The sequence below is a fragment of the Paenibacillus lentus genome, assembly GCF_003931855.1.
Taxonomy (GTDB): Bacteria; Bacillota; Bacilli; order Paenibacillales; family Paenibacillaceae; genus Fontibacillus; species Fontibacillus lentus.
Genome location: NZ_CP034248.1, coordinates 178,487 through 201,842, shown reverse-complemented (window position 1 = coordinate 201,842; position 23,356 = coordinate 178,487). Strand labels below are relative to the sequence as shown.

The following is a 23,356-nucleotide window of genomic DNA, read 5'->3' as shown; positions in this document are numbered from 1 at the left end:
CCTCGGTCAATCGACCGGGGCCTTGTTGGATTTCGAGGGTAAGAACTATTTTAGCCAGCTTGACTCAGGTTGGAAGGGGGCAATAGCTAATTTACACATGAATTATTCTCTAATTATTATGGTGCATGCCAAGCTGGAAATGTGGTAAATTAGTCTGCGAAACCGCTTTCATGCCAAGATATGTAATTTTTTAAAAAAGAGTAAAGGAGAATTCAGATGAAAAAACGTAGAAGCAGTAAGGTTATTCTCTCCCTGGCTATCGTTGTTGCATTATTGGCCGCTGTCGTTCCTAGTGCTGCACTTGCAGCGGCTCCTGCAAGTGCAATGCAATCCTATGTTGAAGCGATGGAGCCCGGATGGAACCTTGGCAATTCTCTCGATGCTGTCGGTGCGGATGAAACGGCATGGGGGAATCCGCGTATCACGAAAGAGCTGATTCAGAATATCGCAGCTCAAGGCTATAAGAGTATACGGATTCCAGTCACCTGGGATTCCCATATCGGCGGGGCTCCCAATTATCAAATCGAAGCGGCGTATTTAAATCGGGTTCAAGAGGTTGTCCAGTGGGCTTTGGATGCCAACCTCTATGTCATGATCAATGTGCATCATGATTCCTGGCTATGGATCAGTAAAATGGAAACCCAGCATGATCAGGTACTGGCACGGTACAATGCCATTTGGAGACAAATCGCTGATAAGTTTAAGAACAGCCCCAATAAGCTGATGTTCGAGAGTGTGAACGAGCCTCGCTTCACGGATGGCGGAACTACAGATGAAACCCAGCAGCAAAAAATGCTGGATGAGTTGAACGTATCCTTTTTCAACATTGTCAGAAGCTCCGGCGGTCAAAACGCGACTCGCCCGCTTGTCCTTTCAACGCTGGAAGCCTCTCCATCGCAAGAAAGAATGACAGCGCTTTATAATACGATCTCTAAGTTGAACGACAAGAATATTATCGCTACCGTTCATTTTTATGGATTCTGGCCATTTAGCGTAAATATTGCCGGGCACACTAAATTTGATGCGGAAACACAAAATGATATTATAACGACCTTCGATCATGTGTATAACACATTTGTAGCGAGGGGAATTCCAGTGATTATTGGCGAATATGGCCTGCTAGGATTCGATAAGCACACCGGTGTTATTGAGCAGGGGGAGAAGTTGAAGTTCTTCGAGTTTTTTGCCCAGTATGTGAAGCAAAAAAGCATGGCCACCATGTTATGGGATAATGGACAACATTTTAACCGTACGAGCTTCAAGTGGTCTGATCCTGATTTGTTCAATATGATCAAGGCTAGCTGGACAGGGCGTTCATCCACAGCTTCCAGTGATCTGGTTCATGTTAAGCAAGGAACTGCTGTCAAAGATACCTCGGTTCAGTTAAATCTGAATGGTAATACGTTGACATCACTTTCTGTGAACGGAACAACGCTGAAATCAGGTACGGACTATACGCTGAACGGAAGTACTTTGACTTTCAAAGCAAGTCAGCTGACCAAGCTGACCTCATCGGGAAAACTGGGCGTGAATGCGACAATCGTGGCAAAATTCAATAAAGGCGCTGATTGGAAGTTTAATGTGGTGCTTTACAATACGCCTAGGCTAAGCAGCACAACGGGGACTACCTCCTCTTTTGCAATTCCAACCGCCTTCAACGGCGATCAGCTTGCCACGATGGAAGCGGTCTATGTAAACGGCGGCAATGCTGGCCCGCATAACTGGACTTCCTTTAAGGAATTCGAAACGACATTCAGTCCGGCATATAGTGAAGGGACAATCAAACTACACCAAGCGTTCTTTAATGAAGTGAATGATGCCGCAGTCACTCTCAGGTTCCACTTCTGGAGCGGGGAGATCGTCAACTACACGATTAACAAGAGCGGTTCGACGGTGACAGGCACAGCTTCATAAGCGAGTTTACTTCTAAATAAACAGAAATAAAGCACCCGGGCCAACTGGTCCGGGCTTTGTTGCGTTTATATTTTGGCGGATAAGGTATTACATAAGAATTGAAATGTTAAATGAAATAGTGGGAAGGTAACAAGACTACTCTGTCACCTATGATAGGGTAGTTTTGTTTTACTCTTAAGCAGCAATTTGTAATTAAAGGCAGGTTCAATTATCCTTAATATTAAGTAAATTAAAAATTGAATATTGTTGTATCTATAGTAGCAATCTAACATGTGTGAATAACGGGAGGGATTTGGGTGAAACTTCAGAATCAAGTAGCTGTTGTCACGGGTGCAGCGTCAGGAATGGGCAAGCAAATTGCATTGCTTTTTGCTCAAGAAGGAGCAAAAGTAGCCGTATCCGATTTGAATTTGGAAGGGGCAAACGCTACGGTTGAGGAAATCACGTCACAGGGCGGCACAGCATTTGCGATTAAAACGAATGTTGCGGTGGAGGAAGATATTCAAAATCTGATCGAAACCACAGTTCAAACTTATGGAACGGTTGATATTTTAGTTAATAATGCGGGGATTATGGACAATATGGAGCCGGCAGGCGACGTCACGGACGAGCAATGGGAAAGAATCTTTGCGGTGAACACGACTAGCGTAATGCGTTCTACTCGCAAGGTAATGCCGATTTTTCTGGAGAAGCAAAAGGGAGTCATCGTTAACGTGGCTTCGGTTGGTGGATTGCAGGGAGCACGCGCAGGTGCGGCTTATACGGCATCTAAACATGCAGTTATAGGTCTTACAAAGAATACAGGCTTCATGTACGCTGCGCAGGGCATTCGTTGCAATGTAATTGCTCCAGGCGGTGTAGAAACGAATATCGGCACATCGATGACAGGCATCAATTCATTCGGAGCTTCTAGACAGCAGCTTGGCATGGCGATTAATCCGCGCATGGGGAAATCCGAGGAAATTGCCAAGGTGGCCCTGTTTCTAGCTTCCGAGGATTCGAGCTTTGTGAACGGCACGGTAATTTCCGCTGATGCGGGATGGACGGCCTACTAAGAAGCTCATTTATATCCGGTTACGCTCGGTTAAGCAAAGCCTCCCTGTAGGCTCCAAAAATGGAGCCAAGGGAGGCTTTGCTTACGAGTATTGACCTCAAAACTTAAGAAATATGCTGGCGCAGGCTGCCGGTGCTGCTAAGGCCAGTACACTCGCGAAACGCGAATTGCTTGCAGCCAAGGCATTTGTTGAATTGCAGATTTTCCAGGGCATAGTTCAGCGCTTCGCCCGTATGCTCGAAGAATCGGTCTTGGCCAATCATGGCATAGCTGCCGGTTTTGAGTAGAAGCTCTTTAGGCTGCGATCTTAAACCGGAAATGACGACGACAATTCCGTGCTGCATCAGGCGTTCGATTAAGCTGGTAAAATTGGATTCCCCCGTCGTATCCATGAAGGGCACTCTGCTCATGCGCAGCAATACGACCCGCAGGTCTTGATCTGCGAGCAGCTTTTGTCCCAAGTCCTCCAGGACATGAGAGGCACCGAAGAACAACGTTCCTTCAACGGTGTAAATGCCAAGCTGCGGGCAATCCCGCTCTTCAGTTACCCGATTCGCCTGCACCTTCGCTTTGTCTGAAGAATGATCAGGCAGCACCTTGTCCACCGCGAGCGAGCCGCTCATGCGCTTAATAAATAAAATGAAGGCTAAGGCCAGTCCCGCTTGTACGGCAATGGTCAAGGTGGTGAATACCGTCAACAAGAAGGTGACGAGCAGGACCAGCGAATCCCCTGTTCGCGTTTTGAGCATATGCTTGAAGTTCTTGTATTCGCTCATGTTCCAGGCAACGACCATCAAAATGGGGGCCATACTTGCCAGTGGAATGCTAGAGGCATACGGGGCAAAGAGCACCACGATCATAAGCACGACGAGGCCGTGAATGATCCCTGACATTGGGGAGGCAGCGCCATTTTTTATATTCGTTGCCGTCCGGGCAATCGCGCCGGTTGCCGGAATGCCTCCAAATAGAGGCGCCGCAATGTTGGCTACGCCTTGGCCAATCAATTCCCGGTTGCTGTTATGACGGGTGCCGGTCATTTCATCCGCTACAACGGCTGATAAAAGGGATTCGATGCTCCCGAGCATAGCGATAATTAGAGCAGGTTGAAGCATCGTGAGAATGCGATCCCAGCTTAATTCAAGTGGGGCGAAGCTAGGCAGACCCGCGGGAATCGGCCCATAAGCCGAGCCAATTGTTGTTATCTTGTCTGGAAATAGCCAGGCAGCAACCAAGGTAGAGACGATAATCCCCACGAGCGAGCCGGGAACCTTCGGCAAATATTTAGGAGTCAAAATAAGTGCGGCCAGGCAAATGCCGGCGGTTAACACGCTGTACAGATTCAAGGTAGACATTCGCAGGAAAATTTCTTTCATGTTATAGAAAAAATATTCATGCCGCTCTACACCCTCAAGTCCTAGGAAATTACCGATTTGTCCGCTAAAAATAATGACGGCGATTCCGGAAGTAAAGCCGATGGTAACCGGCTTCGGAATAAATTTGATTAATGATCCCAGCCGAAGAAGCCCCATTAATATGAGAAATACGCCTGCCAAAAATCCGGCAATCAGCAGGTTTTCATATCCATACTGCATGACGATCGCCAGCAGTATCGGAATGAACGCCCCGGTCGGGCCCCCGATTTGGAACTTTGATCCGCCAAGTAGGGAGATCAAAATCCCGGCAATGATTGTCGTGTACAATCCATACTCAGGTTTCACGCCTGAAGCAATGGCAAAAGCCATCCCTAAAGGAATGGCGACAATCCCGACGATACAGCCCGATACTAAATCCTTGCGAAACGAATTTGCAGAGTAACCACTAAATCGTCCTATCCATTTCATTAATTTTACCCTTCTTTTCATATTAAATAGTTTGTCGCCAATAATTTCAAATAACCCCGCGGATGGCGGGGGACTTGATCGTACATGTGACTCTAGTTAGGACTGCTTGTTAATATCCTCCAGCAATGAGATGGATTCTACCAAATGATTGTTGAAAATTTGCCGAGCCACCCCAAGCAGATCGCTGATCAACGGATCGCGGAGCGAGTAAATGACAGTGGTTCCTTCCTTTACGGTATTGACCAGGTTCTTGGCGCGGAGTACGGAAAGCTGCTGGGATACCGCAGAGCCCTCGGATTCCAGCATCGTCTGAAGCTCGTTCACGTTGCGCTCGCCCTGGCTTAATATTTCCAGAATGCGGATTCGCATCGGATGAGCGAGCGCCTTGAAAAAATCGGCCTTGAACTGCTGTATGCTTCTATCCATTACAAAAGGCTTCTCCTTATTTTCATATATTCATATATCTAAAGTTTTGAATATTTGAATCAAGTTCATAATAGCATGACAAACGCGGTTTGTAAATGATTATGTAGTTGGAAAGATATGCAGAAGGTTTAGTCGAGCCTACAAAGTGATGTAGATTGCAGTGAACAACTTAGCTCAACTCCAGTTCTTCCGGAAAATCTTAAGAAAGCTGCGAATCCGCAGCTTTCTTAAGGTTATAGAACGTATAAATGATATGCTTCGTTATTTGGGCATGATCCACACAATTTCACATATGCGAACCAAGAACTTTTTGCCCCGCGCATCCAGGACGACATGATCTGGCTTTACGTCGGCGATACAGCCGTCGATCCCTCCGCGAGTCGTCTCCAGCACCACGTAGTTTCCGACATTGGCTTTTAATGCATCGACCACGCAGGGGTCGACAAGGGTTACTGCTAAAGGCATCTGCATATGTGCACCATGTTGCGGCATGTGGTGATGATGCATTGGATAAAATTGATTCAAGCCATTCACTCCCATTTCGATTGATAAGCCATTCTATGCGAATGACTAGTTAACCGTATGGGCGACAGCCTATATGGGGCATAATACCCGGGAAGACAAGCTTCCCGGACGATCTTTCACAATGTCAGCTACCGATGCTCGATGAGATCAATGGCGCCAAGCACGATATGGGCCAGGCCAAAGCCGAGAGCACCGGTCGCGGCAAGCTTATACTTGCTTCCAAGCAGTGAGGCGGCTGAAGCAGATACTACGGCTCCGAGAACAGTAGGAATCAAACCTTCACGCATAAATAACACTCCTTAGGATTTCAATTGGAAAGACATCGTTAGTCTGATTAAGATGGGTTGAAATTATACAGAACGATTGACAACAATTAGTTGCTATATCTATAATTGTTATACATATAAATTGTGTATGAGGAGGCTCTTGCATTTGCGAATTAAAGAATCCCTTGGCTATATCATTACGAATACAGGTCGGAAAATCACTCAGCACTTAACACAGAGGTTTCAGAAATATGGTATTACTTCGGAGCAGTGGGGCGTGCTGCAAACACTGACGGAGGAGGACGGCATAACACAGGCGGAGCTGTCTCGGCGTACCGAGAAAGACCCGACGAATGTAACCCGCATCTTAGATCAACTGGAGCGCAAAGAATGGATACGAAGAGAGGCCAATCAGGGGGATCGTCGATCTTTCCTGATTTATGTCACGGAGAGTGGACGAAGTATAAGCCAGAAGCTCTTGCCGGTTGAGCTCGAGTTTACGCAATCGTATTTAAAGGACTTCACCGAGGAAGAGCTTGCAGTGCTGCGCCGCGCATTCGAGAAAATAAACGAGCAATTGTAGCGCCTTCGGTAAGCTCACTCACTTCCAAACACAGCATAGAAAGAAGGAACTAAGTTTGAAAGAAACCTCATTATGGAATAAGAACTTCTTGCTGATTTGTTTCAGCAGTTTTTTTGTATTTATCACGTTTTATATTTTGGCGGTAACGCTGCCTACTTTTGTACTTGAATCGCTGCATGGCAGTCAGAAGGGAATTGGTTTAGTTACGACGGTATTTGTCATTGCTGCCGTCATCTTTCGTCCGCTGGCCGGAAAATGGCTGAGTGAAATGGACAACCGCAAAATTATGAATGCTTCGCTCATTTTGTTTGCGGTCTGCAGCGCGTTCTACTTGATCATTCAAAGCTTTGTGCCACTGCTCGTCCTGCGGGTTATTCACGGGGCAGCCTTCGGCGTAGCAGCGACGACGACCTCCGCGATCGCCATCAAGTTGATTCCGGAGACACGCAAAGGTGAAGGGATCGGTTACTTTACGCTCTTCATGAGCCTTGCGATGGTCTTCGGGCCCTTCGTTGGACTGATGGTGATCTCTCAATTCAATTTTTCCGTGATGTTTGTCATTTGTCTCGTGTTTTCGGCATTTTCATTGGTTTGCGGTCTGCTGCTGCAAATCCCGGGTGACCAGGGGATGAAGAAAGAGAGAGCTGCCTCATCATGGCACTGGAAAACCTTCATCGAGCCGAATGCCATTCCGATTTCGATCTCCGGCTTTATGCTAGCATTTTCATATGGAGCCATAGCTACATTTATTTCTGTCTATGCTAAAAGTATTGGCATGGAGCCGATGGCCAGCTACTTCTTTATTGTTTTCGCCGCTCTAATCTTGATTTCCAGGCCATTCACGGGAAAGCTGTTCGACCGTAAAGGAGAACACATTCTTGTGTATCCCGGCATATTCTTTTTCGTAATCGGCATGATCTGGCTTAGCCAGGCGAACAGCACAATTTCCTTTCTAGCGTCTGGAGGCGTGATCGGTCTAGGGTATGGGGCTTTGCTGCCCAGCTTTCAGGCAATCGCCATTAAATCGTCCCCAATCCAGCGCAGTGGTCTTGCCACCAGCACTTACTTTGTATTCTTTGATGCAGGCTACGGGGTAGGCTCCTACGTGCTTGGGGTTGTAGCTGCCATGACCAGTTATGGAACGATGTACTTTATCGGTGCGATTATCGTCGCTTTTACAACTATTTTGTATTACGGTCTTCATCATCGGAGACAGCGTAGATTGCAAGTGTGATTGTGATTGTGAGTGCCTGCTCCTGCTGCATCTGTCTCCGGCGCAGAGGAATAATCGGCTCCCAGATTCCTGGCTTTGGTTTAAAGCCCGGGATGTACGAGCCGTGTGAGAGTAATGGGCAATGTGAGCGTGGACTAGAGGAAATAAATAGGACTACAAGCTGAAGCTAGCTTCAACGTGATGTTGGGGGTAGCTTCTTTTTTTGTTAATACCACCATATAAGGGACTTTATGACTATACAAGATCAAATGTAAGTTAGCCGATAAATATCATATACATTCATAAAATTAGGAAATGGAGGAAAGGATTTGAATCTTAGAAAATTAGCCTTGCTTGTCTTGACTGTTCTACTTCTCTTAGGAAGTTCGGGACCTGTCTCCACATTTTCCGAAGGAGAAGCACGGCCTGCAGAGGTGCATGGGCAGCAGCGGAAAGATGATGCTTCCCCATCAATAGATGAATGGATGCCAGATACAGACATCATTGAAATTGATGATACGCCACTGTCTCAGGAAGACCTAACCGTGACGGACAGCACCTATATGTTTATGCTTGCTGCTACAAAAGTTAGCTTGGTCATATATCCCGGGGAGAGCGTCCAGTTTACGAATGATACTTCCACTACTACGAGTTTAAGTACAGATGCCAAGTCAACCAATAATATCCGCTTTGATTATGTTTCCTATAATGCGGATGGAAAAGTGTTGTCGGACGACATGCTCTATACGGGGAATCCGCTTGTTTACTCTAAAGGAGGGTATACCGTCATTACGGCTGACCATGGTTATCCGGTGACGGTGACTTTTAATGACGTACTTACATACTCTTATATTCCAGTTCCCGCTTTGCTCAAAACAACATTGAAGCGTGGTGAGAGTTATTTATTCTCTAACGAATCGCTTGCTGCCAGAAGCGTCATAAGCGACGCAACATCCTCCAACGGGATGCGCTATGATTTTGCCGTCTATAAAAGCGATGGCTCATTGGAAAAGTCAAGTTTTGATGCCTATTCCAAGCCTTCTTTTAGTGTAGGAGATACGATTGTACTTACGGGAGCTTCCGACATACCGGTTACCGTTGCCGTTCCATATGAAGGCTTCTATGGTTATGAAACGGACGAGCCGGCATATGATAGCCTCGTATTATATCCTGGAGAAAGTCATGAGTTTACCAATGTCGGGACGAAATCCGATCGTCCAGAGCATGCAGGAACCTCCAAAGATAAATTTGATTACGTCGTCTACTCGCCGGATGGCTCGGAAGTTACGCGGGGAACGAATACATCTACATTGCCGTTGGTAGCGGTAGGAAGACGTGTTGCGATTACTTTGGTTACCGAGAATCCTGTTCGCATCGGCGCCCCATTCCGCTCTTTTATGGGGGGAAACCGTACGGATGAAGCGCTCAGCAGGGTTACTGTATCGCCCGGGGAATCTTATATCTTCACGAATAACGGAACACTGCGGAATAGCGTTAAGAATGATGCTAGAGCAGTGAAAGGTCGATACGATTACGTTGTTTACAACGTTAATGGGAATTATGTCTCTCAAGGCTTTAACTCTTTGGCTATACCAACTCTCTCTCCCGGGTCGATCGTCATTTTTACGGTTCGGGACAGCACTCCGGTTACCTTCGAGTACGCTGATGATTTCTCAGCAGAGTTTAGCGATGAGCCTTCACATTTCAGGGTGACTCTATCCAGAGGGGAGAGCTTCGAGTTTAGAAATATAAGCTCCGCTGCCAGATATTTGTACAGCACTGCTTCTTCCAAGAGCCGCTTCGATTGGGCGGAATACTATCCGGATGGCACACAGCAAGGAAAGAGGGCTAACACCTATTCTAATCCGCAGGTTGCGAAAGGAAATAGCATCGTCGTGACCGCGGTGTCTGATATACCGGTTACGTTTGGCGCTATATACCGCTTGTTCGATTGGAGGGACAAGGAAGGCGAAGCCATTTCCAGGCAAATCGTGCATAACGGGGAATCGTACCTGTTTACAAATATCGGCTCCAGGTCAAGAGCGATTACTAGTGATACGGCTCAAAGCGGCGGAAAATTTGACGTTGCCATATACAACAATGACGGGAGTGTGAACCGGGGAGGTTTTGATGAAAAAGGCAACGTATCGATTCCTGCTGGAGGTTATGCGATTGTCACGGGACAATCTGTGAGCCCGGTAACGTTCTCTTACACCGATTCTTTTACAGCCGATCAATCGGAAAATCCTGCGATGTTGCGGGCTACTGTACTCCCAGGTAATTCCTATACTTATGTGAATAGTAGCGGTCAATCGGAATTCTTGTACAGTGACGCAACCCCTGCAAAAGAATTTGCTTATGTACTACGGCGCCCGGATGGAACAATTCGGGGAGAGGATGCCAGCCGCATTACTCCCGTTTCGGTGCCAGCGATACATTCGATTACAGTTGCACCTTTAACGGAGGCCATCACCTTCGGAGGAGTCTATACGTCCTTTACGGGAATGCCTGGGGAAAACCCTGCGGTCAACAAAGTGACCCTATCTAAAAACGAAAGCTATTTATTTGTGAATTTGCAATCCTCACCGCAAACCCTAACCAGTGACGCATCCAATAATACTTTGTCTATGTTTGATTACGCTATATACGCTGCAAATGGAGAGTCGCTGGAAGCTGAGTTCGATCAGCAAGGCAGCCTTTCCGTTCCTGGCGGGGCAGAAGTGGTCGTAACGGTAGTAACGGATCAACCCGTCACGTTTACGTACGGGCAATCTTTCCAGGCAGTGCCAAGTCTGGAGCAAGCGTTACTGAAAAGCACACTATCCACAAATCAGAGCGCAGGATTTAAGAATATAGGCAGCTTTGCCGCGAAGTTGACGACAAACGCAAGTACATCGGGAAATCGTTCCTTTGATTATACGATTCTGGATTCAAACGGGACGCTGATCAGGGAAGGTGAAAAGGAGACGGTATCATATCCGATCCCTGCTGGCGGAACCATTCAGGTGAAGACGGCACTCGGGAACCCGGTTACTTTTGCTGCCCCTTACCGGACGTTTGAAACGGTCGACGTACAGGAGTATAACTTTGAAGAACTTCTGCATCGGCAGGTGGCATATGTGTACAAAGCAGCCGGACAAAATGGATATTACCGTTTTGTTGCACCCGAAACAGGACAATATCGCTTTGCCACCAAGGAATTGCGAAACTTCTCCCAGCAGCCGGAATTGACATTATATGATCAGCCCGGGCTGATCACGCCTATATCGCCGCGGGAGAATAGCGAGCAGGAATTCGGAATGGATTATACGGTATGGGAGTTCGACTTAGAGGGTGGGAAGACCTACTATTTGAAGCTAGCGGAGAAAAACTCGCTGCCGTTCGAATTTCAAATCATGGTGGCCCTCATGGAGATCAAACCAAAGGCGTCTTTTAAGTATAGACCGGATGGACGTCTGACCCAAATTATTTATCCGTCAGGGGATATTCTCATTTACGATTATGATCCCAAGGGCAATTTGAAGCATAGAACGAAGAAAATATATCCGTTTTAAGATTCAGGGCTTTTAAAGAGAAAAACTGAGGTGAAATCATGAAAAGAATAATATGTCTCGTTCTGTGCTTGACCTTGATCAGCGTCAGTCTGCTGGAAACTGTCGTATATGGAGCATCGGAACCAAGTAATACATCTGCAGTTGAAGCCGAGTCCGCTAGTGGAAGTGTACTGACGGTATCCGGGATTCTCCGGCAATTTGATGTCAGCGAGGATTGGCTGGACGAACAGTTGACTAAAGGTTATACGCTGTACCAAATTTACACGGCTTTGCAAGGGGGGAAAGCGGGTTATGAGGCGGCTATTTCCCGATATGACGTAACGCGTGGGATTGAGGAAGCAGACCTTCTTGCGCCGCAAGCGGGGGGAAACGCCAACCATACTTACTCTGCGCTAGTCCATGATTTTTCAGCGGCTGCCCAGTCCCAGGAGTATGATCAAGCGGCAGTAGAGCATTATTCATTGAAAGATGATTCTTCTTTATATGAGGTAGGGTATGGAACGGATTCAGTTTCTACGGCGACTGGTGAAGTGAAGCTCCGTTATATGGACTTTTCGCTGCCGGGAGCACTATCGTTTCCATTGATTCGTGTATATGACAGTGCTAGAGCTAATGATGAAATCGGAGTTAAGCTTGAGAATGGGGCCTACATCAATGAAGCCCGCATTCGCAGGGATGAGCTGGACACGGCTATCGGCCGAGGATGGAGATGGGAAATCCCGTATATTGATACCTATGGTGGTTCACGGATTCTGGATTTCCCCGGAGTAGGCCGTTACAAGCTGTCTGAAGATATGCAGCTGGAAGGCTACTTATGGAACGATCTTAAATTAACATTAGACCGCACGCAGACAGTTGGTAATTCTACAAGCGAAATAATGGTGTCCGTTCGCAATGGAAACCAATATTATTTCAATTCCTCAGGGCATCTGATTCTGACGGCGGACAATTACGGGAATAAGGTATATTTTCACTACGCTGCGCAGGGCGAAGGTACGGTTTTGTCAAGAATCGTCAATAGTGACGGCAATGAATTGGTCTTCTCTTACTTGGGAGACCAAGTGACCGTAACCCAATCCGGTACGAATCGAAAAATGGAATATTTTCAAAAAGAGGAGTACGGCCAGAAGGTTCTCAGCGAGGTAAAAGACGCCGCCGGACGCAGTACAAAATATTACTATTCCTACCCGGAGTCCCGATTTAACTTCTTGGCCTCGCTAACCCACCAGGAGGAACTTCAGCCGGTTAAATCATCTGCGTTGCTGCTCAGGATTGTTCGTCCGGGTTCCGGGATGACCGACTTCGATTACACTCCGGCACGGAAGCAGATCGGGGATTACGCTACTGATTTTGTATTTAAAGTTCGTTCTCGTCAGGATTCATTCTCTACTACGGCCGGCGATGAAGTTCTACACCCGGTAACATTCCGATATTCCGGCGAGGATTTGAACAGCTACGGAGAAGCGGCAGCCTGGACGACAACGATGGAAGCTTCGCGTTCCAAGGATACGCGAGTTTTTAATAAAAATTTTCAATCGAGCAGCAAGCCGGATATCCATTACTTAGGCGAGCAGCGCAGCGAGGAAGGGAGCACACAGTACAAGCAGCAATTCACTTACGATGAAACGAAGGGCTGGAATGCTCCTGTTCAGATCGCAGAAAGCTACATGCAGGGAGGCAGTGCTTCAGATCCTTTTTCCGTTAATTATCAATACAATGATGAGGGACTGGTGACGGCGGAAAATTGGAGTACGGGACAGGAGATCAGCTATGAATATGCTGCATCTGCTGATCCGTTCTTCTGGGCGCAGCCAAGTAAAATCAGTACCAAGCTCAGCAGTAGTCAGTCAAGGGTGGAGCAATATCAATACAATAACCAGGGGAGCGTACTGCAATCCAGTGTTAGAGAGAATAGCGCGAGCGGCAAGTTATTGGCTCAAACCGATTTCACTTACGATGCTTACGGAAATATCGCCTCCTCCAATGTTAAGGATGATAAAAGGACGAATACGGTGAACTATGCGTACCAATCTCCTTATGGGAAGCATTTGCCGACAAAACGCTCGATGATCGTTCATTCCGTGGATGGTTTTTATAATGAAGTTAGCCATCGCTATGAATATACTTCAGCAGGTGAACTAAAGTCGGCAGAAGATGCGGCAGGAGCGATGACCTCATTTACTTATGATGTACTTGGTCGCCTGATTGAAACACTTTACAGTGATCGGACCACGAAGACGGTGAGATATGACGATGAGCTGAACACGGTCACGACTACGGGCACGGAAGGCATTGTCACCGTCGAAAAATTTAACCCGCTTGGACTGCTCGTTCAGGAGAAGGTGGACGCTGCTCTTTTCCAATACGTATATGACCAAGAAGGGAATATGAAGGAGTCTATAGACGCCGAGCGAAATAAAACCAGTTATGTCTATGATGGCTTCAATCGCCTTACGGGCACTATCTTTGCAGACGGTTCTCAGGACAGAGTCGAGTACGATTTGGTTGGCCGCACGACGACTTACACCGACCCTGCTGGCGTGAAGCATCAGGAGAAGACGGATCTGCTTGGAAATGTATTGTCAATCGAGGAATCGAGAAGCGGGGCATATGTTCCTTTGGAGCAGACGGTCTACGATTTGGAAGGCCATCCGGTGATCGTCACAGACGGAAATGGCGGACAGACCCGATATGAATATGATGCGCTTGGCCGTGTGGTATCAGTCACCGATCCTGAGCAGCGTTCGACGCGTTATACGTACAGCTTGGCAGGCTATCTGGCCAAAATCCAATATCCGGATAATACGTATGTGGAGAAAGAATACAACCAAGCAGGCAACCTGATCCGGCAAGTGAATGAGGAGCGGCTGGTTAAGGCTTTCTTTTACGATTCGCGAGGAAACCTGATCAGGTCGCTGGATCACGCGAGTCAATTTACGGAATACGAGTATAATAGCGATAACTTGCTTACCTTGATCAAAGCGCCTGGCCTGCAGATAAAATATAGTTACGATGCGATGGGGCGCCGTACGGGAATGACCGATGCTACAGGGAATACGACGTATAACTATGATCCACAAAGCGGGTTGCTAACGAAGATCGCCTATCCTGACGGCACGCAAATCGAATATTCCTATAACAAGCAGATGCGGACGGGATACACACTGAAGGATGCCTCCGGTAAAACGACAGGCGCTCAGTATACATTGGATGCCATGAACCGGGTTAGCGCTCTGGATGTAGTCCATGATGGCTCAGGCAATGGAAGAATGGCGGCTTTTGCTGCCGGGTCCGGGTCGGCCGTCGATCGGATGACCTTTGACTACCAAGCGAACGGTCTGCTGGAGATTCAGTCTTCCAGTAATGGACTAAGCACCTCATACACGTATGAAGGCTATGATTTGACGGCGATGACGCTCGCGCCTGGGGCGGCGGGAAGGACGCTCAGAAGCGGCTCTGCAGCTCTTATGGGCGAGATGAGTGAGAATGCAGAAGTACAGCGTGCCGCGGGCTTGCAGTTTACTTATCAATACGACGACAACAAGAACATTATTTCCCGCAGCCAGGACGGAGCTGCCGATACTTTCGCTTATGATTCGTTGAATCGCATCCAAGAGGAGAATGGGCAAGACCTCAACAAGAAGTACGTCTACGATGAGCGCGGCAATCGCCTCGAAGTAGAGGGTCAGCAAGTTCGAGGCATGACGAATGCCGAATTCACCTTCGATAGCCTCAACCGTTTAACAAAGGTAACAGGCGAAGATGGTACAGAAGTCAGCTATAGCTATAACGGAGACGGCTTGCTATACGAGCGGGCTGAAGGAACCGAGCGTACCCGCTATTACTATGATGAACAAGCGAAACTGATTGCAGAAGCAGACGTAAGCAATGGGACACCAAGCTTAACCTACACCTACATCTACGATTTAGCCGGTCGGCTATGGTCCCGGGTGGATCAAGCAACCGGAGAAGTCCAGTATTATCAATTTAACGGACATGGCGATGTAGTAGGACTGGTCGATAGCGCGGGGAACCAGCTGAACAGCTACACCTACGATATTTGGGGCAACCCGGAGCTTGAGGAAGAGACCGTTCCGAATATCTTCCGCTACTCGGGCGAATATTGGGATGCAACGACCGATTTGCAGTATCTCCGAGCCCGCTGGTATGACCCGAACGCCGGAAGATTCGTATCAAAGGATAGCTATGAGGGGGACATTACTAACCCGCTGAGCCAGAACTTGTATACGTATGTGCATAATAATCCTTTGATGTATACGGATCCTAGTGGGCATAAGCCATACGCATTTTTATACGGTGGCAGTTGGTATATGGATTTTACTACGAAAACTACACAATCTATACGAGATGTATACGGTTTTATTCCTTACGTAGGTGGGTTTCTTCTTGATGGAATAGATTCGGTACTTGACGTTCATCAATTTAACAACAAAGATGTAGAAGGAGTAAAAAGAATTTTTGAAATGTCAAATACAGAGGCATTGTTATTAGAGCTAGCTGGAAATCTTGGAAGTGAATATTCTAAAAAAGGAGCGAAATATAGTAAAGTTTCAGGTGTATTTTCAAAAATCCTTGGGGTTGTTGGTACGTTACCTACAATTGAAGATATATATAAAACAAACTTTGGATATAAAGACTATGATGTTGATAAATTTATAAGCTCTCAATTTTCAAATGTATTAGTCGCAGATTCAACGGACGTATTATTAGCTAGATACTTATATATCAAAGTAAGAGTATTTGGAGCATTGGAAGAAGGATCGATTACAAAATATACAGAGAAGAAGAAACACTTCGTTTTCTGGACTAAAGATACTGTAACCGGCTGGGGATGGAACGATAACTTAATAAAATCAATCAGAAAGGAAGCAGAATTAATTAAATAATTTGGTGGTGATTGTGTGGAATTTGTAGAATTGATTCTTATGCTCATAATAGTTGACATACTGGCATTTTTAAAATTTTGGTCCATGAGATATGAAAAGAAAACAATACTCTCTATTTTATTCTTTAGTAATGTCATTTTTATTGTGGTCTATTTTTTTTATTATAGATATTTATAGAAGGTGAGAACTTAATAAATACAATGATTGAACTCATTTCGAAACTCGTTTTTCGAAATGAGTTTTTTCAATTCGATACGAATGGTAATATTTCTCCCATTCACACTTCAGCTAGTGGTGAACTGCACCCCTAATGTTAGACACCATCTAACATATTGGGGGGTGCAGTTCAATATTGGTGGGTTAAGGACTTAACGGGCCAAGGTAATTTAGCCTTAAAGTATTTGAAAAAGGGGAATGAACTCCATTGGATATCGGATGCAGATAAATATGAGAATTTTATAACAGATAAGCATAAAGGCCAATCGGATTAAAATTAAATAAAAACATTTTCTTTGATAAAGAAAGGAGTAAAAATGGATCCTAATGAAGAACTAAATAATTTTTTAACTACCTTTTTTGAAAATGTTGACTTAAAAAGTCCGCTTTTCTATAACTATCCAACCGGTATAAGATTTGATCTAGCCTCAGATATAGAAAATAAAGTACTACGAACTAGACAAATTGAACATAGATTTCTTAAAATTTGGGAAGCTATTACTAAATCATCAGATTTGGTTTATTTTATAGTGTTTATTGATTGCTGGGAAGGAAATCCTCAATCGGTTTTTGAAAAAAATATAGCAGAATTGTATAATACACTATTTAATAAAGATACTGATAATGTATCTTTATTGAAACAAGATTACAGATATCCTGATCAAGATGACACGGATGAAGTTAAAACCTTTCGTTATTGCATCAAAGTAATGAATATTGATTTTGATGTAAAAAAATTTATTTCTGTATTTTCTGGAACTGGGGAGCAAACAGCATTAGGAGATTTTTTTATAATCAATGAAACAAAGAAAGTTATAATTCATCCGTATGATATTAGAGGTATGGATATAATCTCAAATGATTTAAAAATATTAAAGGAGATTTACACGATCCACAATGAATGGATATTAGAATTTGATAGAGATAAAATTGATAAAATATTCAAACCAAAAGAATAGCCCGTGTAGGCTATTCTTTTGGTTGGCTACGGTATTTGGGGCAACCCGGAGCTTCAGTAAGATTTGGTACCGAACATTCCGCTAATCGGAGAGTATTGGGATAATTAACGGATTTGCAATACCTTCGTTCCGTTGGTATGACCCGAATGGGATAAGATTCGTCAAAGGATAGCTATGAGAGGCACATTACTAACCCGTTAAGCCAGAACTTGTATACTTATGTAGGTCAGCAATTGGCATGAAAGGCCACCTTCGAAAGTGAAAAAACGAAGGTGGCCTTTCCACTCAGCGTTCAAATATAGCTTCAATTTCTGCAATAAGTGATTGATCTGAACTATTATTATGGTAACTTTCTTGATATGAATCTCGTAGATAGGAGTCAACAGCATTTTCAATGTCAGTTGTATCGATATAAAAATCTGTTGGTGTGTGCAATAACTGTTGAAACCTCACTTCTAGCGAAGATAGTTTTTCTTGAACTTCCTCTTCAATATCGCTAATAATCTTTTTCTCTAAATCGGATACTACAGAAGACTTGTCAACATCCTCATCGACATCTCCTTTATACCAGTATGATTTGGTATGTTCCCTAATTAACTCACCCATATCATAATTACCACAATAATCTGAAGTATTAATACCCTCAATATAATTCAATATGCTTTCATCTAATTTTTCTTTGCAGATTTGTTCGAACCAAGGAGGACCAGTTTCTTGTGCTTCAAAGAATTCATTTAAAAGGTTTATAGTCATAACCAATTCATCTAAATCCACGCCGTCTAATAGATTGGAAATGCTATCTTTTGAGTGAATAAATTGATCTATGGAATAGAAATGGTAAAATTCATCACTGAGCGAAGCAGATAAGACCTCAAAATGAGTCAGCCAATTTCCGTGTGAGTAGTTATAATAATAGGAATTGGATAGATAGTCAAAGATTATGGGTGTATAATTTATATTCTTTATGTGATGTTCAAAGATTTGTGATGTAATAAAATAATTTTTTTGATGTATATCGGCAAAATCAATTTCGTGAATTGTTTCATCAATGATTAGCTGATAGTAGATATTAGGAAGTTCTTCTTTTGAGTAGCATCTCTCAAACTGAAGGGCATTACATATGGAATCACGAATAGTATTTAGCTCTAAAAGATTATTTGTAAACACAAGCTTCAGGTAATCATTTACAGAAGGATTAATTACTCCGATAAGTTGTTTACCTTTTAAATCAACGATATTAATAATGGACTGATTCAATCGAGCTAAAACTAGACTCCACTGGTCAACTGTAGAATCAATATTGTTCATAGTTGATAGTCGTTTCAAAAAGCATTTTTTTAATATGTCATGCCTAATATAGGTATCAGTTAAAGAATATAGTGTTGTTAAAAAAGCTCTATCGATACTTTGTAGGCGCTGTTCAAATTCATTTTTCCAAACATCATGTGGATTTGTGAGATTGTCAATTATAAAGTTAAAAAATAATTTGGGCAACACCCTTGAGTAATTATGTTCAAAAGTCACGTGTTCAATAATGCGAGGTGTGTAGTTCTTATGTTGAACAATTTTTAAATAGTTTTTATTTTCTATAATTGCAGAGTAGTAATCTTCTGGTATATTTTTTAGTTTCAGATGATTATATAAAATTTTCGCTTTCTCAAGAGGGGTTATTTCATCCATATTTATAATATAATTTACCAATTTTTTTTGTTCGAAAATATTATTAAATTCATACGATCTTTCTTTCGCTTCATTGAAAATAGTAATTCTAGAATTTAGAATCAGCTTTTTGTTTGTAAATAACTTTGTATATTTTATTAAACTAAGTAACTCATCCTCTTGACTTTGTTTCATCTTAAAATAGTGCTGGCCCAAGCAATCGTCTAATAAAACGACTTCCTTTTGTTCCTTATCATGCGATAGGGAGTTCTTTATATTTGTGATATCCCCATTTGTGGTGTATCTAATTCTATAACCTTGTGTAGCAAAGTATAGAACGAGCATCTTAGAAGTGAGTGTTTTTCCGACTCCAGGACCGCCTGTAAGCATAAGCGTTCCATGATTAATTAAATGCTCCATACAAACTTCATAGATATGTGTAGGTACAAAAGATTTGCAATCTTCGTTTATGTCACTTAAGAGTGTTTCGCAGTCGATAAATACGTTTTGGTTATAAATCTCACCTAAAATATTAGATGAATAAAGCCATAGCTTGTAATGTTTTCGTACTATATCAGCATTCTCTGTATTTTGGAGGAATTCGTCGATTTCTTTTAATGTTACTATGTTGTGGTCTGTCATCATGAATTCTGAAAACATTTCATATATTTCTCTAATGTTTGCTGCAGTTAGTTCCTTTCCACAACAAATGTAGTATTGCTTAGGACGCCAGTTATTAACTTTCTCTACTTCATTCTTCAAAGCTGTTTTAAGATTGGCATAGCTGCTTCGAATGTAATGTTTAACTTGTACAACAATGTTATGACTGTGAGTATTATCTGTTAAATCAATTCCACCGTCTCTTCCTCTTGAAAATAATCTTAAGTTAGCCGAAAGTCTTCTTTGCATTACATCTTTGCATAGCTCTTCAAATTCGATATCATTTAAGTTGTGATAATTATACATTCCATCACCTACTCAGTGGTTAATAGTTTTTTTAATTGGGTTTTTCTTCTAGTCGTATGAAGCATTTCGACTTAAATGCCCCTTGGGGCATACAATAGCTTGAAAACATCCGTTCCTCTATCTGTAAGTTTCGATGTTAAACTTAATTATTGTTGTATTTATGTTAATATGTCGATTTCCCGATTACTGCTTTAGCTGTATCATAGAGGTTATCGTAGTGAAGTAATTCAATCTTTTGTTCATCTTTTGTACGTCGCTTGATTCGATATGTTTTCTCATTAAAATCAGACCTACGACCAGCGACAACTACGTAATGCAATCGAGTTCTATCAGGCTTCATAAACTCTATAGGTAATTGTTGTTCTGGATTCTTATATTTTAGCAGAGTTTCTTGGAAGGATTGAAAGTACATTTCAAGCCAATCCCCCCAGTCTTTTACCTGTCGAATCCCTTTTCTGAATACGTCACCTAACTCGCCGTTAGCCATTGTTATTTTCCCGTGTCGCGCTTCCAGTTCAACAAAAATAAATTCGTAACCACCTGAATTTTTACCGATAATCAAGAAATCAACTTGGAGTGTGGTACCTAATTTAAGTTCTGGAAAAATGAAAGCGTTATGATGTCCAAAATTGTAGTTTTGCAAAATTGATCCAATAATGAAATAAGCTCTATTATCTCTTATCCAGTTTAAAACTGTACGTTCAGGCGTTCCCGAACTATCCAACATTTCTAGGTATTTATCTGCTAAGTCATTAAGCTCTTGTTCGTTCTTCAAATCCACTATATCCAAATAATGATTAGGGAACAGGCTTAAATAGTGTCGCGCTGCTTTGGGATATTCTCTAAATAAACTTTTCCTCACTTCCAATCCGTAAAACTTTCTTATGATTTCTCGTTGTTTCATTTCGTTCCATTGATTTATTTCTTCTTCTGTTAACTGCATATAGTTTCTTTTATATTTCCCCATTAACAAATTCCCCTCGTATTTGAGTATTATTAATTTCAGTTTTCCATTTAAAGTAATGAAATCCAATTTCTAAAATTAACTTGTAGAGTAAGTGATTCTCCGTACGTAGGAGGAAGTACCATGCATCGTTGAAAATGAGAAGCATAGGCATTGCTATGACTCGTTTATGCAAATTCCAACCAATTCGGTACTCAATATATTTCAACTAAATCAACCCGTTTCTTTTGCAATTGTTGCTCGGCTTATTGTTTCATGATAGAGGCCAGGTTGCTAAACACACTATGGGTAAAAGTTCTGTTCGATTTGTTTGTGCTTAGCCGGTGCCTTCAGCAACCCGTTGCATGTCAGATAACCTCTCAACCAAAATAAATAGGGGAGTTGATCCTATTTTGATAGTAGAATAGTCTCGATAGCTATTTGGTCAAATTAGTAAAAGAAGGAGGTTGTTAGAATCTTTTGTCGAATGTAAACGATTACGGGATTCAAATAAACCTGGGGGTGTTCTAAATGAAATTATCCAAGTTTACGATAAGAAATTATAAAGGTATCAAGGAGTTAACTGTAAATGTTGAAAATATATCAATCATTATAGGTCCAAACAATTGTTGTAAAAGTACTGTGCTACAAGCATTAAAACAATTTGGCAGCTCTGATAAGAAATTGGATATAAAGTACTACAATAATCATGATACCAGTAATCCTATTTCTTTTCATGCAACGTTCATTGATATTTCAGAAGAGGAGGCTGCCATGCATGGGCTAAGAGCTTCAATGCATGAAGCAACAGAAAGCTTTATTGTAAGAGCAGTATATAATTTTGGAGAAGATGTTAAGCGGTTATCGAAAACGGTTGGAGAACCAACTCACGATTTAGATGACGAAGGATGGTTGGGAAAAATGGGCGGGGGCAATAACGCGTCTCATTTTGTTAATATTTTCCCTGAGGTAATTTACATTCCTGCTGTAAAAAATGCTAGCGATGAAATAAAAGCCACATCAGATAATATTAAAACATTAACCACACTCTATAAAGAGGTTATTCATTCATTAGAGGAGTACACAGAAGCAGAAACAAAAACAAAGGCGCTACAAGACAAGATCAATCAGCATGATAATGAGAAAATAAATTATTTCGAGTCCGAAATCCAAAGTTTTTTAACAGATGTTACGTCAACTAAGGTAAATTTCAAAGTCAACGTTCAGCCTCTTGCTGAGTTTGTCAGTACATCTGTCAATCCATTATTTAATTATAATGGAATTGAGACGGAACTTGATTTTCAAGGTAATGGAGTCCAAAGAACTTTTATTGTTTCGATTTTGAAGGGTTTTCGTAAATACAAAAGCAAATATGCTACTGAGACTAAAGAACAGGCCTTGTTCAGACGGCAATTAATTATTGCGATTGAAGAACCTGAGTTATATTTGCATCCCCAGATTGCAAGGATTTTTAAAGATACTCTATATTCATTAGCCGATGATAATTACTTCCAGGTTATCGCTACTTCACACTCTCCCAATTTTATTGATCTTTCTAAGCCTAATAGAACTTTAGCTAAAGTATCGCTAAATAGTGACAAGATAGTTTGTATTCATCAAGTGGATTCAGACATTTACGGTTTGCCAGATGATGAAAAATCAAGATTTCAAGCGCTTTTAAAATTTAACCCACATGTGAATGAAGCATTTTTTGCTGATCAAGTTATTTTAGTTGAAGGCGATACTGAAGTTGTGACGCTACGGCTTATTGGAGAGAAACTTGCACAAGAAGGATATTTAGACTTAGATGTATTTAATAGAACAACCGTAGTAAATTGCTCTGGAAAACCAACAATGTATGTAGTAATGAATGTACTTAATAATTTTGGAGTTAAGTATACCGTCATACATGATTTTGACATTACTGAAGTAAATGCAAAAGGAGATAGAAGAAGTCCTGCTGCGCTGAAAGCTGTTCTAACTATCAATCACAAGCTGGAATATTTAGCGGGGTTAAGAAATAATGGTCGATTTGTATTTCAACATACTTTTGAAGCCGAAATGCCACACGATTATGAGAAAGGTTCTTCAAAATCATTCTCAGCTTATGAATACATAAATCCTAAATCAATTGGTGAGTTACCTCTCGGACTAATCGACATTATTAAGTCAGCCTTTGGCTTGGCGTTAAGTACCCCTTTGGATCATTCTAATAATACCTTGCTTCCACGTTATGAAAGGGCTTCTTGGACAGAATTGAATCAAGCCATTTCCGAGTGGGAGGAACCAAAAGTGGAGGAGTTTGTAAGATGCTATTGGATAGAGTGAAT

General features: G+C 42.8%; 14 protein-coding genes. 8 read left to right on the top strand and 6 right to left on the bottom strand.

The annotated features are described in order from the left end of the window. Positions 1-216: 216 nt before the first annotated feature. Both EIM92_RS01030 and EIM92_RS01025 read left to right on the top strand, forming a co-directional pair. On the top strand, positions 217-1,914 hold the full coding sequence (locus EIM92_RS01030; RefSeq protein ID WP_125081086.1) for a cellulase family glycosylhydrolase: 1,698 nt from the start codon (positions 217-219) through the stop codon (positions 1,912-1,914). Between the two features lie 296 nt (positions 1,915-2,210). Further along, a complete protein-coding gene (locus tag EIM92_RS01025; RefSeq protein WP_125081085.1) occupies positions 2,211-2,969 on the top strand; it encodes an SDR family oxidoreductase in 759 nt (252 codons plus the stop codon). Between the two features lie 103 nt (positions 2,970-3,072). Here the strand turns inward: EIM92_RS01025 and EIM92_RS01020 are convergent, their stop codons facing one another. The 4 genes from EIM92_RS01020 to EIM92_RS01005 all read right to left on the bottom strand — a co-directional run bounded on the left by EIM92_RS01020 (position 3,073) and on the right by EIM92_RS01005 (position 6,047). Next, the gene (locus tag EIM92_RS01020) at positions 3,073-4,809 is read right to left on the bottom strand and encodes a SulP family inorganic anion transporter (RefSeq protein ID WP_125081084.1); all 1,737 of its coding nucleotides are present in this window, start codon (positions 4,807-4,809) and stop codon (positions 3,073-3,075) included. A gap of 96 nt (positions 4,810-4,905) precedes the next feature. Then, positions 4,906-5,235 carry an ArsR/SmtB family transcription factor gene (locus tag EIM92_RS01015; RefSeq protein ID WP_125081083.1) on the bottom strand — a complete coding sequence of 110 codons (330 nt, stop codon included), beginning with the start codon at positions 5,233-5,235 and terminating at the stop codon, positions 4,906-4,908. Between the two features lie 261 nt (positions 5,236-5,496). Further along, positions 5,497-5,706, bottom strand: coding sequence for a DUF2642 domain-containing protein (locus tag EIM92_RS01010; RefSeq protein ID WP_246021160.1), 210 nt, complete (start codon positions 5,704-5,706; stop codon positions 5,497-5,499). A 182-nt stretch (positions 5,707-5,888) separates the two neighbouring features. Further along, positions 5,889-6,047 (bottom strand): asparagine synthase, encoded by a 159-nt coding sequence (locus EIM92_RS01005; RefSeq protein WP_114499079.1) that lies wholly within the window; start codon positions 6,045-6,047, stop codon positions 5,889-5,891. A gap of 145 nt (positions 6,048-6,192) precedes the next feature. Between EIM92_RS01005 and EIM92_RS01000 the strand changes: the two genes are divergently transcribed. From EIM92_RS01000 to EIM92_RS00980, 5 genes are all read left to right on the top strand, one after another. Then, positions 6,193-6,609 carry a MarR family winged helix-turn-helix transcriptional regulator gene (locus EIM92_RS01000; RefSeq protein WP_125081081.1) on the top strand — a complete coding sequence of 139 codons (417 nt, stop codon included), beginning with the start codon at positions 6,193-6,195 and terminating at the stop codon, positions 6,607-6,609. A gap of 55 nt (positions 6,610-6,664) precedes the next feature. Then, positions 6,665-7,843, top strand: coding sequence for an MFS transporter (locus EIM92_RS00995; protein ID WP_125081080.1), 1,179 nt, complete (start codon positions 6,665-6,667; stop codon positions 7,841-7,843). Between the two features lie 308 nt (positions 7,844-8,151). After that, complete coding sequence (locus EIM92_RS00990) at positions 8,152-11,376, top strand: RHS repeat domain-containing protein (protein ID WP_125081079.1); 3,225 nt, start codon at positions 8,152-8,154, stop codon at positions 11,374-11,376. Between the two features lie 38 nt (positions 11,377-11,414). Next, on the top strand, positions 11,415-16,283 hold the full coding sequence (locus EIM92_RS00985) for an RHS repeat-associated core domain-containing protein (RefSeq protein ID WP_125081078.1): 4,869 nt from the start codon (positions 11,415-11,417) through the stop codon (positions 16,281-16,283). A gap of 533 nt (positions 16,284-16,816) precedes the next feature. Then, a complete protein-coding gene (locus EIM92_RS00980; RefSeq protein ID WP_125081077.1) occupies positions 16,817-17,458 on the top strand; it encodes a DUF3885 domain-containing protein in 642 nt (213 codons plus the stop codon). A gap of 285 nt (positions 17,459-17,743) precedes the next feature. Here the strand turns inward: EIM92_RS00980 and EIM92_RS00975 are convergent, their stop codons facing one another. Together EIM92_RS00975 and EIM92_RS00970 are read right to left on the bottom strand one after the other, a co-directional pair. Next, positions 17,744-20,083: an nSTAND3 domain-containing NTPase gene (locus EIM92_RS00975; protein WP_125081076.1), complete on the bottom strand. Its 2,340-nt coding sequence runs from the start codon at positions 20,081-20,083 to the stop codon at positions 17,744-17,746. Between the two features lie 163 nt (positions 20,084-20,246). After that, a complete protein-coding gene (locus EIM92_RS00970; protein WP_125081075.1) occupies positions 20,247-21,050 on the bottom strand; it encodes a Shedu anti-phage system protein SduA domain-containing protein in 804 nt (267 codons plus the stop codon). Between the two features lie 507 nt (positions 21,051-21,557). On the opposite strand from EIM92_RS00970, the gene EIM92_RS00965 reads away from it, so the two are divergent. Next, positions 21,558-23,354, top strand: coding sequence for an ATP-dependent nuclease (locus EIM92_RS00965; RefSeq protein ID WP_125081074.1), 1,797 nt, complete (start codon positions 21,558-21,560; stop codon positions 23,352-23,354). The last annotated feature ends 2 nt before the right edge of the window (positions 23,355-23,356 follow it).

Excerpts from the sequence above, each read along its gene's own strand:
- EIM92_RS01010 (WP_246021160.1), bottom strand. The coding sequence starts at position 5,706 with ATGCAGATGCCTTTAGCAGTAACCCTTGTCGACCCCTGCGTGGTCGAT.
- EIM92_RS00965 (WP_125081074.1), top strand. The coding sequence starts at position 21,558 with ATGAAATTATCCAAGTTTACGATAAGAAATTATAAAGGTATCAAGGAG.
- EIM92_RS01020 (WP_125081084.1), bottom strand. The coding sequence starts at position 4,809 with ATGAAATGGATAGGACGATTTAGTGGTTACTCTGCAAATTCGTTTCGC.
- EIM92_RS01015 (WP_125081083.1), bottom strand. The coding sequence starts at position 5,235 with ATGGATAGAAGCATACAGCAGTTCAAGGCCGATTTTTTCAAGGCGCTC.
- EIM92_RS00985 (WP_125081078.1), top strand. The coding sequence starts at position 11,415 with ATGAAAAGAATAATATGTCTCGTTCTGTGCTTGACCTTGATCAGCGTC.
- EIM92_RS00970 (WP_125081075.1), bottom strand. The coding sequence starts at position 21,050 with ATGGGGAAATATAAAAGAAACTATATGCAGTTAACAGAAGAAGAAATA.
- EIM92_RS00975 (WP_125081076.1), bottom strand. The coding sequence starts at position 20,083 with ATGTATAATTATCACAACTTAAATGATATCGAATTTGAAGAGCTATGC.
- EIM92_RS00980 (WP_125081077.1), top strand. The coding sequence starts at position 16,817 with ATGGATCCTAATGAAGAACTAAATAATTTTTTAACTACCTTTTTTGAA.
- EIM92_RS01005 (WP_114499079.1), bottom strand. The coding sequence starts at position 6,047 with ATGCGTGAAGGTTTGATTCCTACTGTTCTCGGAGCCGTAGTATCTGCT.
- EIM92_RS01030 (WP_125081086.1), top strand. The coding sequence starts at position 217 with ATGAAAAAACGTAGAAGCAGTAAGGTTATTCTCTCCCTGGCTATCGTT.